The following is a 12,094-nucleotide window of genomic DNA, read 5'->3' on the forward strand; positions in this document are numbered from 1 at the left end:
TTGTGTATTACTATCCTGACTGCCCGACAGTTGATTGCAACGACCTGGCGGTCATTCTTTTAAAAACAAGGTGAAGGAGACGTATTCATGGCAGGCAACCGCATTGAGAAAGATTCAATGGGCCCCATCGATGTACCGGCAGACAAACTGTGGGGCGCGCAGACGCAGCGCTCGCTGGAACACTTCCGTATCTCAACCGAAAAAATGCCGACCGCGCTGGTGCATGCGCTGGCACTGACCAAGCGCGCCGCGGCCAGCGTTAACCGCGATCTGGGACTGCTGCCCGCTGACCGCGCAGATGCAATTGTCAGCGCGGCGGATGAAGTGCTGGCGGATAAACATGCGGACGAGTTCCCGCTGGCGATCTGGCAGACCGGCTCCGGTACTCAGACCAACATGAACATGAATGAGGTGCTGGCGAACCGCGCCAGTGAAATCCTCGGCGGTGAACGCGGGATGTCGCGCCTTGTCCATCCCAACGACGATGTGAACAAGAGCCAGAGCTCCAACGACGTCTTCCCGACGGCGATGCATGTTGCCGCCGTCATCGCGCTACGCGAACAGTTAATCCCTCAGATTCAGGTACTGAAAAAGACGCTCAGCCAGAAGTCTGATGCATTTAAAGACATCGTTAAGATTGGCCGTACCCATCTGCAGGATGCGACGCCGCTGACGCTGGGCCAGGAGATTTCCGGCTGGGTGGCGATGCTGGAGCACAACCTGAAGCATATCGAACAGAGCATTCCGCACGTGGCGGAGCTGGCGCTGGGCGGAACCGCGGTGGGCACTGGTCTGAACACCCATCCGGAATATGCAGTGCGCGTGGCGAAGGCGCTGGCCGATCTGACGCAGCAGCCATTTGTCACCGCACCAAACAAGTTTGAGGCACTGGCAACCTGTGATGCGCTGGTGCATGCGCATGGCGCGCTGAAAGGGCTGGCTGCTTCACTGATGAAAATCGCCAACGACGTGCGCTGGCTCTCTTCCGGCCCGCGCTGCGGCATTGGCGAAATCGCCATTCCTGAAAACGAACCTGGCAGCTCCATTATGCCGGGTAAAGTTAACCCAACGCAGTGCGAAGCGATGACCATGCTCTGCTGTCAGGTGATGGGTAACGACGTGGCGATCAACATGGGCGGCGCATCGGGTAACTTTGAGCTGAACGTCTTCCGTCCGATGGTGATCCATAACTTCCTGCAATCAATTCGCCTGCTGGCGGATGGCATGGACAGCTTTAATCATCATTGCGCCGTCGGCATTGAGCCGGTGCGTGAGCGCATCGATCAACTGCTGAACGAATCGCTGATGCTGGTGACGGCGCTGAACACTCACATCGGTTATGACAAAGCGGCTGAAATTGCCAAGAAGGCGCATAAAGAGGGGCTGACGCTGAAGGGCTCGGCGCTGAAGCTGGGTTATCTCACTGAAGAGGAGTTTGATGCCTGGGTCCGTCCGGAAGAGATGGTCGGCAGCATGAAGTCGTAAGCTCAGCGATGAGCAAGAGGCCAGCCGATGCTGGCCTTTTTTTATATCGGGCAATCGACCCACAGATGTAGTCGGGGTATCAGCAGATTCAGCGGTTCAGCGGCGGGTTTATGCCGATGCGTAATGTTATCCGCGTCGTAATTAAGCAGCTCGCCCAGCACCGGAACCTGACTGCGATCGCGGCAGATCACCAGAATCGGTGACGGGCAGGCCAGCTGGGTCTGTTTTTTTTCGTCCGCGCGCCAGACGCGTGCGACCGGCTGGACTTTCACCGGACGTTTTATTTTCAGCCGTGCCGAGGCGGGCAGGGCGCGCACGCCTGCCAGCTCCTCCTGCACTTTTTCCGCCCACTGTTCACGCGACCACGGTGCCTGCGCACGTCCCGCCTTCAGGCTTTTTTCCAGCTGGGCGATCACCTCTTCGCGCTTGAGATTCTTGATAATGTGCTTGTTGGCCCAGCCGAAACGCAGGCTGTCAGGGGCGCTGAGCAGGGTGATCGTGCGATAGGCATTCAGGGTAATCAGACCGCGCAGATGCTGGTGAACGAACTCGAAACGCGCTTCGCTCGGCAGGCCCGAGTCCACCGTAATCAGCTGCTCCAGCCGCGCCTTAAGCTGATTAATGAGGTCGACCAGCGAACCGATCTCCGCTTCGCGCTGTTCATCACATTCGATACAGAGTGCCCCAGGCAGGCGCACAGCAGCCTTGGTACTCAGCTGTTCAGACTGATGCTGCATAAACAGGCGGCAGTAATGGTCCAGCGCCATTTTTAACGCGCTGTCGCCCAGATGCTGCTCGACGGCGATCTGAGTAATCGCTTCATGTTCGCGGCCTTTCACCACCGGCGGCAGGCTGAAGACGCGGGCGATAAGTAAAGGCTGCGCCTCAATCTGCTGGCGCAGCTCGCCCAGCGCCAGTTCCAGGTCGTTTACACACTGATGCATATCAGCCACTAAGTCGTAGCGCGTCATGTTGTGCCTCCATAGTTACAACGTCCACAATGTGGCAGATGCCTGTCAGGGAGGCAAGTGCTTTATAGTTACAACATACTATAAGTATATTTTAAAAACGTGCGGCCTGCCTGGCCATACAGTAAAAAGAGCGTCCCGCATTCTGGCTTCTGGCAGAACATGTTATAAAAACGGTTCGCCTGCTAATGAAGAGATCGCCTGTGAGTCAGAACAACAAACCCGGTATCGCCGCCATTTTCACCCTGGGCCTGGTGCAGATCCTCTCCTGGGGAGGGTCGTTCTACCTGATGGCGGTGATGGCGAACCCGATTGCAGCTGAGACGGGCTGGTCGCAGCAGTGGATCTACGGCGCGCTCTCGACGGGGATACTGGTGTCAGGCCTGCTGTCACCGCTGGCCGGCAGGATTATCGCCCGTACCGGCGGTCGTCTGCTGCTGGCGCTGAGCGGTCTGGTGATGGCAGTAGGGCTGGTGATGATGGCGGTCAGCGACTCGTTGCCGCTGTTTCTGTTTGCCTGGGTGATCATCGGCATAGGGATGGCGATGGGCCTCTACGATGCCCTGTTTGCCACACTCGGCACCTGTTATGGCAGTCAGGCGCGTTCGGCGATCACCGGTATTACGCTGATTTCAGGCTTCTGCACCACGCTGGTCTGGCCGGGAACGGCGTTGCTGATTCATGGATTTGGCTGGCGGGATGCGTCACTGATTATTGCGGCAATGATGGTGGTCTGCGTGCTTCCTGCCTATCTGTTTGCCTTACCGGCAACTCATGCTAAACCGCCTGCGAAAAGGGCGGTTAAACACTCTCCTACGCCGGAGATTGAACCTGCGCTGTTCTGGCTGCTGTGCGCCATTTTTACCCTGGCGTCGGTGATCATGACGGCGATTTCCGTGCAGCTTATCGCCCTGTTACAGGCGAGTGGCCATACGCTGACGTCGGCGCTGGCGATCAGCGCTGTGCTCGGCCCGTGTCAGGTAGGTTCGCGCATCGTCGATATTGTTTTCAAACGCAGTCATCCGATCCGCACCACCTTTTTTTCCGTCGGGCTGGTGGCGCTGGGCCTGCTGCTGCTGGCTCTCTTTCCGCAGATGGCGCTGCTGAGCATGGTGCTGTATGGCGCAGGAAATGGCTTACGCGCCATCGTGCGCGGAACTTTACCGCTGGCGATGGTCAAACCAGAGTCTTACGCGATTGTGGTGGGGAAAATGGCCCGCCCGGCGCTAATGGGACAGGCACTGACGCCGCTGATTGGTGGATATGTGTTTGAAAAGATGGGAGCATCGGCGATGCTGTGGTTGCTTTGCGCTTTAGCAATCTTTAACGTGGTGCTGGTTATGGCGCTAAAGCAGCGATTACCGGCGGCAGCGGTCACCACCGCATGACCGAACTGCTCACCGTGTCCGGCAGGATAAGGATGAAGAGCAGGGTAAGCACCTTGTGCTATCAGGCCTCCGCCTTTGGTGAATACGTGCCTTGTCATTGCCGGTTTGCTTCAAAAAAGCAACAGTGTTTGTTATATTTATTGCTCATTGATTGTTCACTTATGCGGCAATAAAACAATAAGATGCACCGCAACTCAGGATAAAGAAATGCTTGATTACCGCTTCCCGACAGCTTTGCAAATGGTTCTGAGCGTAGCGATGGCGGAGCAAATGGGTAAACGCTCTACCAGCGCGATTCTGGCCTATGGGCTGGAAGCGAATCCCAGTTTCATCCGAAAATTAATGGTCCCGCTTACCCGTGACGGCATTATCGTCTCCACGCTGGGCCGTACCGGTTCGATTCATCTCGGCCGTCCTGCTGCAGACATTACCCTGCGGGATATCTATGTCTCCGTCATTGAAGACAAAAAGATCTGGGCCGCGCGTCCCGATGTCGCGCCGCGCTGTCTGGTCAGTGCCAATCTCTGCTGGTACTTCAAATCGATAGCCGACGAAGCCGAACAGGCGTCGCTGGATGTACTCGCAAAACGCACTGTGGCCGACGCGCTGAACGAGCTGAAGAAACGCGATACCAGCAACTGCACCGCCGTACCGGAACCTGAACCCGATGAGAGTGAAGAACTCTGCAAAAAAAGCCGCTGATGAGCGGCTTTTTTTATGCGTGCTGATCAGTGACGTCCTGCCTCAAATCCGCCTTAGATTAATATCCATCTTTCTGACTTCAGTCATTATTTTTGAACCATGATAATAACTAAGCTTGAAGCCGGCACCCAGAAAGCCGATCTTGCACGTCACATGGGCGTAAATGGCTCACAGGTCGATCGACTAATTAATATTAATCACTTATAAAAAAGTAGAAAAAGTGGAACTGGCGCTGGTGCATCTTGGTCAGAAAGCCCGGATTGAGATTCTCACCTGATTATAGTCGCAACTGACAACGGAGTGACTAATCTCATAGGTTTTGACTTCACTGCACCTCTTATCTGTTTACTAGTGGATCTAAAAACTAAAAGATGGATAAAATCTGGTTGTGTATCTACTGTTCACATGAGGTTTCATTATGGATGATGGCATAAAAATCATGATGTCCCCGGTCCAGCTAACCGCTGCTATCTCAGATAAAACTTTAACTGAGGGAGAAACGCTAAGTAACCGATTATATGGTGGGCTGAATCTTGCACTAGGAACGCTTGAATTAACCGGAGCAACTGCGCTGTGCATCGCGCCAGATCCATCCGGATTGACGAAAGCGGCATGTGTTGTCGTTGGCGCACATAGCCTGGATAGCATTAATGCGGCTGCTAATCAGGTACTGACGGGCAGAAATACGCGGACAGCAACTTTCCAGGTTGCATCTGCGACGGCTAAAAAGCTTGGTGTTGATGATAAGACCGCAATGAATATAGGTTTAACTGTAGATATTTCTGTTCCTATGGCATTTGCGTTTGCTGCCGGAGCGGCACGTGTCGTCTCTGTTCGATTCGGTAAGTTAAAGCTGGCTGAGCATGAAGCCGTCAGAGGTATTAAGGCTGGCGGACATACTATTGTTAAGCATGTAAATATTCCTGAGGCAGATTTACTCGCGCGTCTTGCACGAAGTCCAAAGACGCCTCTTGCGAGTTCGTTTATTAATATTGAGCAGGCAGAGCGATTTATCAGCGCCGGATTGAAAGCTAATCGCTGAAAGATCATCTTTTGGGCTGCAGCCAAAAGCGAAAGCATACTGGAATTAACCTGGCAGGCCCGTACTGTTGTCGGTTATGGTTTCAGGCAGGGCAGCACAACCCGCCTGGAAGCTTATGCTCTCAGGATTGTTTTGCACCGTAAAGTGTTTAACGGCAAACCTTATTATCTACTGACTTCATATCCTTCTTTCTGAGGCTATCAATGAATAAAAGCTATAAAAATATTGGAACCCTTATTCGGGTTTTTTTTGGTCAGGATTATGATTTGTTTGGTGAAACGGTTGAAGAAGTACTGGACAGTTATTTAGAAACTGAGAATCCAAAAGCGGCCGAAAAAGTCTGTCAGGAGGCAGAGTATTTATTGTCGTTGAATGATCAAGCACTTATTGAGGCTTTTCAATCCATCAGCCAGGGCGAGTTCAATCCTGAACCTTGGGGAGAAACAGTACGAACTTTTCTGGAAAAGATAAATAGTTATCTACGAATCAGACTTTAATTTTAATAATTAAAGGATATGCGGTTTATGACTGTGAGTAGGTATTGATTATTTATAAAAATCCATTCCTGATATTCAGCTAATTAGAATGCAGGAGGTCAAAGATGGATAATCCTTTAAATCTGGCTACTGTCGCCGGGCAACCCGCAGTCATCACTTACGTTCCCGAAATCAACCTGTTCCGTGGACGCTTTACTGGCCTGTCAGGCTACTGTGATTTTGTCTCTGACAGCGTGCAGGGCCTGCACAAAGAAGGGGAGATTTCGCTGCGCGAATACCTGGAAGATTGCGCTGCCTCCGGCATTCATCTCTATGCGGAGCAAGAAAGAATCAAGACCTTTACGCTGCGCTATCCTGAATCGCTGGGCGTGCGGCTCTCGCAGGCTGCTGCGCAAAATGAAACGTCCCTGAAAGCGTTTATCGTTGAAACGCTGAATGAAAAATTAAAGCAGCGTTAATTAACATGCTGCCAATCTCAGACAAAAAAAGGGGCGATCACCCGATCGCCCCTGTTAACGTTTACGGTTTACGCCGTCACTGATTCCGCGTTATCTGACCGGCGCGTCACCAGCTTGCGCAGGGCGACATAGAACACTGGCGTCAGGAACAGGCCGAACAGCGTTACGCCGAGCATGCCGGAGAAGACGGTAATACCGGTCACGCCGCGCACTTCTGCACCCGCACCTTCACCCAGAATCAACGGGATGGTACCGGCGATAAAGGCGATTGAGGTCATCACAATCGGACGCAGACGCAGGCGACACGCTTCCAGCGCCGCTTCGATAATCCCTTTGCCCTGAATCTCCAGCTCACGCGCAAACTCGACGATAAGAATCGCGTTCTTACAGGCGAGGCCCATCAGCACCACCAGTCCGACCTGCACGAAGACGTTGTTGTCTCCGCCAGTCAGCCAGACGCCAAACAGCGCAGAGAGCATCGTCATCGGCACAATCAGGATCACCGCCAGCGGCAGCGTCCAGCTCTCATACAGCGCCGCCAGCACCAGGAACGCCAGCAGGACCGCCATCGGGAAGACAATCAGCGCGGTATTGCCCTGGGTTGACTGCTGATAGCTCAGGTCGGTCCACTCGATGTTCATACCGTTAGGCAACAGCTGACCGGACATCGCTTCCAGCTGACTCATCGCCTGCGCCGAAGAGAGCACGCGCGGGTCGGCATCGCCAATCAAATCCGCCGCCGGATAGCCGTTATAGCGGATCACCGGATCGGGGCCGTAGGTAGTGGTGATGTTCACCATGCTGCCAATCGGCACCATCTCACCGCGGTCGTTGCGGGTACGCAGGTTGGCAATATCCTCGACGCTGTCGCGGAACTCCCCATCCGCCTGCGCCATGACGCGCCAGGTGCGCCCAAAGCGGTTAAAGTCATTCACGTACGACGAGCCGAGATAGGTCTGCAGCGTGCTGAACAGTGCGGTCAGTGACACGCCCTGAGCTTTGGCTTTATCCCGGTCAACCTGCACATCAAGCTGTGGAACGTTGGCCTGATAGGAGGAGATAGGGAAGTGCATGCCTGGCGTCTGCATGATGCTGCCCGACAGCGTATTAATCGCCGTCTGCAATGCGCCATAGCCCAGACCGGCACGATCCTGCACATAGAGCGAATAGCCCGAACCCTGACCCAGCCCCAGAATCGGCGGCGGCATAATCGAGAAGCCAAAGCCCTGCTGGATCTGCGCGATTTTCGCGTTGATCTCTGCGTTAATCTCCGCTGCTGTGTGCCTGCGCTCATTAAACGGCTTCAGGCCGAAGAACACCGTTCCGCTGTTCGGGGTGTTGGTGAACTGCAGCGCATTCAGGCCGGGGAAGGCCACCGCATAGGCGACGCCATCGGTCTGCATACCGATTTCGCTCATCTTACGAATCACTTCATCGGTGCGTGCCAGTGAGGAGCCTTCCGGCATCTTCACGCCGCCAATCAGATAGAGCTTATCCTGGGTCGGGATAAAGCCACCCGGCACGGTGTGGAACATAAAGCCGGCACCGGCCAGCAGCAGGATATAGACGCCAAATACCGCGCCACGGCGACGCAGCGTGCGGCCGACCAGCGACTCATAGCCGTGCGCACTGCGCTGGAAGAAGCGGTTAAACGGACGGAACAGCCAGCCAAACAGCGCATCAATAATCCGCGTCAGCCGATCTTTCGGCGCATCATGTCCTTTCAGCAGCATCGCCGCCAGCGCAGGCGAGAGCGTCAGCGAGTTAATGGCCGAGATCACCGTGGAGATCGCGATCGTGGTGGCGAACTGCTTGTAGAACTGCCCGGTCACGCCAGAGAGAAAAGCCATCGGCACAAACACGGCGCACAGCACCAGCGCGATGGCGATGATCGGCCCGGAGACCTCACGCATCGCCTGATGGGCGGCGGCCCGCGGCGACAGTCCCATCTCGATGTTACGTTCGACGTTCTCCACCACCACAATGGCGTCATCCACCACGATACCGATCGCCAGCACCAGCCCGAACAGGCTCAGCGTGTTAAGCGAGAAGCCAAGCAGGTAGAGCACGCTAAAGGTACCCACCACCGAAACCGGCACCGCCAGCAGCGGAATAATCGAGGCGCGCCAGGTCTGCAGGAACAGAATCACCACCAGCACCACCAGAATAACCGCCTCCAGCAGGGTCTGCACCACCGCTTTAATGGAGTCGCGGACAAACACGGTCGGATCGTAAGGCGCAGCCCATTTCACATCGTTAGGGAAGCGGGTTGCCAGCTCATCCATTTTGGCGCGAACCGCATTGGAGAGGTCGATGGCGTTAGCGCCCGGCGCCTGGAAGATGCCGATACCGACCGCATCTTTGTTATTCAGCTGGGATCGCAGGGCATAGCTGCCTGATCCCATCTCAATCCGCGCCACATCGCGCAGCCGCACCAGCGAACCATCTTCAGAGGTTTTCAGGATGATATCGCCAAACTGCTGCTCGCTCTCCAGTCGGCCCTGAGTGTTGATCGACAGCAGGAAGTCGCTCTGCTTTTTCAGCGGCTCCGCGCCCAGCTGACCGGCAGAGACCTGCACGTTCTGCTCCTGCATCGCCGTCACCACGTCAGAGGCCGTCAGGCCGCGCGCCGCGACTTTATTGGGATCAAGCCAGACGCGCATCGCATATTCACCTGCGCCAAAAATCTGGATCTGACCGACACCCGGCAGGCGCGCCAGCTCATCTTTCACCTTGAGCGTGGCGTAGTTACGCAGATAGAGCGAATCGTAGGTATTGTTCGGTGAGAACATGTGCACGACCAGCGTCAGCGTCGGCGACATCTTCTGGGTGGTAACACCCAGCCGACGCACATCTTCCGGCAGACGCGCTTCCGCCTGTGCCACGCGGTTCTGCACCTGCACCTGTGCCTGATCGGGATCGGTGCCCGGACGGAAAGTCACGGTCGTCACCAGCACGCCGTCCGAACCGGCCACTGACTTCATGTACATCATGTTTTCGACGCCGTTAATCGCCTCTTCCAGCGGCGTCGCCACGGAATCCGCAATCACTTTCGGGTTAGCGCCAGGGTACTCGGCGCGCACCTGCACGCTGGGTGGCACAACGTCGGGATATTCACTGATCGGCAGCAGCGGAATGGCAATCATGCCGGTGACGAATATCAGAATCGACAGCACCGCAGCAAAAATAGGCCGGTCGATAAAAAAGCGGGAAAAGTCCATAGCGGCCTCGAATTATTGAGCGGCTGCCGCACGCATGGCGACCTGCTGAGCAGTGACCGGCATGCCGGGCATAAATACTTTTTGCAGACCGGCAATGATGACTTTGTCACCGGCTTGCAGACCCGATTTAACGATACGCAGGCCATCCACCATCGCGCCGGGCTGGATATCGCGCCGCTGCGCTTTACCTTCACCATCCACCACGTAGACATACTTGCGATCCTGATCGGTCAGGACTGCTTTATCGTCAATCAGCACCGCTTCGAACTGCGCGCTGCCTGGCAGACGCACACGGGCAAACAGACCCGGGGTGAACTGACGCTGCTGATTGTCGAGCAGGGCGCGCATACGAATGGTGCCGGTACTGGCGGTCAGCTGGTTATCCATGAAGTCGATCCTGCCCTGATGCGGAAAACCCTGTTCGCCGACCAGGCCAATCTCAGCGGGCAGGGCATGGCGCTGCTGGCCCTGACGCGTCATCGCCTGATAGTTGAGGAAGGTGTTTTCATCGACATCGAAGTAGACATACATCTGCTGCTGCGACACCAGCGTGGTCAGCACACTGGCGCTGTCACCAGCGGTCACCAGGTTACCGGCGGTGATCATCGCCCGGCTGGCGCGGCCATCGATCGGCGCAGTGACGCGGGTGAAGTCGAGGTTCAGCTGCGCCATGTCGACCGCGGCTTCAGCGGCCAGCACATCGGCCTGCGCCTGGCTGGCAGCAGAGCGACGCTGTTCCCACGCCTCGCGGGAAATCGCCTGGGTGCCAATCAGTTTCTCGCTGCGGCCCGATTCGCTGCGGGCCAGACTGGCCTGACTGCGCGCCCGTGCCAGTTCCGCTTTGGCCTGCTCCAGCGCCGCGCGGTAGCTCCGGTCATCAATGGTAAACAGCACCTGACCTTTTCTGACCTCATCGCCTTCGCGATAGTTAACGGCGTCGATATAGCCCGAGACGCGCGGCCGCAGCTGAACGCTCTGCACCGCTTCCACCCGGCCATTGAAATTGTCCCACTGGCTGACCGGCTTGATCAGCACCGGCGCGGCACTTACCTCAGGCGGTGGCGGTGGGGCGTTTTGCGCCACACCTTTATCGCAGCCGCTCAGTTGCGTGATGAGCAGTACCATCCCTAAGAGGGTTAAACCCTGACGAACCCGGTTCGTAATCATTGTTGTTATTCCGCGATAGATATAAAAGACGACCTGCAGGCCAATATTTGCAACTTTTAATATTGCAATTAATCGCAGGGAGTGTAGGCTTGCGTCGCGGGCAACTGCAAGAATAACAGATACACTTTATGTGCGGTTTTGGACAGAGCGTTGAAAGCCTGACCAGTTGCGTTAAAACCCTACAAACAGTGCGGCATTTAATGTACTAATAAAACTTGCATTAAATGGCATAGTCAGCCACCCTTAAGTGTAACTGCAACTGATACTAATACTTTTCGCTACAGCGACGGGAGAGACTGGAATGATGAGTGACGCCTTTATTCATGATTTAATCGACTGGATTGATAACAACATTGAAGCACGTCTGGACCTGGATACGGTTTCAGAACGCGCCGGTTACTCTAAATGGCACCTGCAGCGTATGTTCAAAGAACATACCGGCTACCCACTGGGTGAATACATCCGGGTTAAGAAACTGAAGAAATCAGCCGATCGTCTGACCAGCACCGATGAACCGATTCTCAATGTGGCGATCTCATTAGGCTTCGACTCTCAGCAATCTTTTAACCGCAGCTTCAAACGTCAGTATGGTGTCGCGCCGGGTGCATGGCGTCGTCACAGCGGGGAATCGCACGCCGCATAACCTCGCCAGGGCCAGCTTGTCTGGCCCGCGCTTTTCTCCGGGCGCAAAACTGGTATCATCTGCATCCTGTCGTCACGGATGCCATCATGTCAAAAAAACTCTGGATTGGACTTTTTCTTGTCCTCGCGGCCTGTTTCTACGGCCTTAAACCGTATCTGAATACTGTTTCAGCCCCTGCGCAGGCGGATATCACCACCCTGACTGACGCCCATACCGTGGCGCGCTGGGTGCTGCAGCATCAGCAATTGCCGGACTACTACCTCACTAAAAGTGATGCGCGTAAGCGTGGCTGGAATCCGGCTACAGGCAATCTGTGCGAGGTGCTGCCGGGCAGAGCTATCGGCGGCGATCGCTTTACCAACCGTGAAAAGCGACTGCCCGCGCGTGCAGGCCGTCAGTGGTATGAAGCGGATGTGAATTATCGCTGCGGTCACCGCGACGCCGATCGCCTGGTTTACTCCTCTGACGGGCTGGTATTTCTCTCCACCGATCACTACCGCAGCTTCAGACAGGTGCCCTGATC

Annotated in this window: 10 protein-coding genes and 1 pseudogene; 8 read left to right on the forward strand and 3 right to left on the reverse strand. The window is 55.4% G+C overall.

Features of this window, described 5'->3' with window-relative positions:
* Window positions 1–87: 87 nt before the first annotated feature.
* Complete coding sequence (gene fumC, locus IBT54_RS05245) at window positions 88–1,485, forward strand: class II fumarate hydratase (RefSeq protein WP_033783020.1); 1,398 nt, start codon at window positions 88–90, stop codon at window positions 1,483–1,485.
* A 41-nt stretch (window positions 1,486–1,526) separates the two neighbouring features.
* On the opposite strand, the gene tus is transcribed toward fumC, so the two are convergent.
* Complete coding sequence (gene tus / locus IBT54_RS05250; RefSeq protein ID WP_201251746.1) at window positions 1,527–2,456, reverse strand: DNA replication terminus site-binding protein; 930 nt, start codon at window positions 2,454–2,456, stop codon at window positions 1,527–1,529.
* Between the two features lie 185 nt (window positions 2,457–2,641).
* On the opposite strand from tus, the gene IBT54_RS05255 reads away from it, so the two are divergent.
* The 5 genes and pseudogenes from IBT54_RS05255 to IBT54_RS05275 all read left to right on the forward strand — a co-directional run bounded on the left by IBT54_RS05255 (window position 2,642) and on the right by IBT54_RS05275 (window position 6,540).
* The gene (locus IBT54_RS05255; RefSeq protein WP_201251747.1) at window positions 2,642–3,841 is read left to right on the forward strand and encodes an MFS transporter; all 1,200 of its coding nucleotides are present in this window, start codon (window positions 2,642–2,644) and stop codon (window positions 3,839–3,841) included.
* A 207-nt stretch (window positions 3,842–4,048) separates the two neighbouring features.
* Window positions 4,049–4,543, forward strand: coding sequence for an Rrf2 family transcriptional regulator (locus IBT54_RS05260; protein WP_201251748.1), 495 nt, complete (start codon window positions 4,049–4,051; stop codon window positions 4,541–4,543).
* Between the two features lie 442 nt (window positions 4,544–4,985).
* Window positions 4,986–5,780: pseudogene (locus tag IBT54_RS05265) on the forward strand (RNase A-like domain-containing protein).
* Window positions 5,781–5,788: 8 nt separating this feature from the next.
* Window positions 5,789–6,082, forward strand: coding sequence for a contact-dependent growth inhibition system immunity protein (locus IBT54_RS05270; protein WP_201251749.1), 294 nt, complete (start codon window positions 5,789–5,791; stop codon window positions 6,080–6,082).
* Window positions 6,083–6,186: 104 nt separating this feature from the next.
* Window positions 6,187–6,540 carry a type II toxin-antitoxin system HicB family antitoxin gene (locus IBT54_RS05275; protein ID WP_201251750.1) on the forward strand — a complete coding sequence of 118 codons (354 nt, stop codon included), beginning with the start codon at window positions 6,187–6,189 and terminating at the stop codon, window positions 6,538–6,540.
* Window positions 6,541–6,608: 68 nt separating this feature from the next.
* Here IBT54_RS05275 and oqxB read toward each other — a convergent pair whose 3' ends face one another.
* Both oqxB and IBT54_RS05285 read right to left on the reverse strand, forming a co-directional pair.
* Window positions 6,609–9,761, reverse strand: coding sequence for a multidrug efflux RND transporter permease subunit OqxB (gene oqxB, locus IBT54_RS05280; protein WP_110331886.1), 3,153 nt, complete (start codon window positions 9,759–9,761; stop codon window positions 6,609–6,611).
* A gap of 12 nt (window positions 9,762–9,773) precedes the next feature.
* Window positions 9,774–10,928, reverse strand: a complete 1,155-nt coding sequence (locus IBT54_RS05285) for an efflux RND transporter periplasmic adaptor subunit (RefSeq protein ID WP_013357795.1) — start codon at window positions 10,926–10,928, stop codon at window positions 9,774–9,776.
* 301 nt (window positions 10,929–11,229) lie between these two features.
* Between IBT54_RS05285 and IBT54_RS05290 the strand changes: the two genes are divergently transcribed.
* On the forward strand, window positions 11,230–11,571 hold the full coding sequence (locus IBT54_RS05290; RefSeq protein ID WP_013357796.1) for a helix-turn-helix domain-containing protein: 342 nt from the start codon (window positions 11,230–11,232) through the stop codon (window positions 11,569–11,571).
* Between the two features lie 86 nt (window positions 11,572–11,657).
* A complete protein-coding gene (locus tag IBT54_RS05295) occupies window positions 11,658–12,092 on the forward strand; it encodes a ribonuclease domain-containing protein (protein WP_201251751.1) in 435 nt (144 codons plus the stop codon).
* Window positions 12,093–12,094: the final 2 nt, after the last annotated feature.

It is taken from the genome of Pantoea sp. S62 (genome assembly GCF_016658625.1).
In the GTDB taxonomy this organism is placed as follows: domain Bacteria; phylum Pseudomonadota; class Gammaproteobacteria; order Enterobacterales; family Enterobacteriaceae; genus Pantoea; species Pantoea vagans.